The organism is Halomonas sp. SIMBA_159 (assembly GCF_046536035.1).
GTDB classification, from domain to species: Bacteria; Pseudomonadota; Gammaproteobacteria; order Pseudomonadales; family Halomonadaceae; genus Vreelandella; species Vreelandella venusta_A.
In genome coordinates this window covers 1-267 of sequence record NZ_JAWJBT010000711.1, presented here as the reverse complement: position 1 = coordinate 267, position 267 = coordinate 1, and the positions used below count along the sequence as shown (strand labels likewise).

1 protein-coding gene is annotated in these 267 nt (G+C 48.3%); it reads right to left on the bottom strand.

Annotated elements, in window-relative coordinates; translation table 11 throughout:
* Positions 1–267, bottom strand: a 267-nt coding sequence (locus R0J87_RS21050) for an efflux RND transporter permease subunit (protein WP_498888707.1), incomplete at both ends; no start/stop codon positions are given.

Sequence of the window (267 nt, the reverse complement as noted above, 5' to 3'; positions counted from 1 at the left end):
CCCAGCACTGTCAGTAGCAGTATCAAGCCGATTAAGATACCACTACGCAGCCCCATAAATACCAGCAACACAATAATAACGATAGCTACAGCCTCAGCCAGATTGACAATAAAGCCGCTGACCGAATTGGCGACCTCGTCAGGCTGGTTATAGATAGTGTGTAACTCAATACCAACGGGGCGATTATAGTTAAGCTGCTGCAAACGCTGCGCTATCTGCTCCCCTGCATCCACTACATTAACGCCGGCGCTAAAAGAAATACCCAAC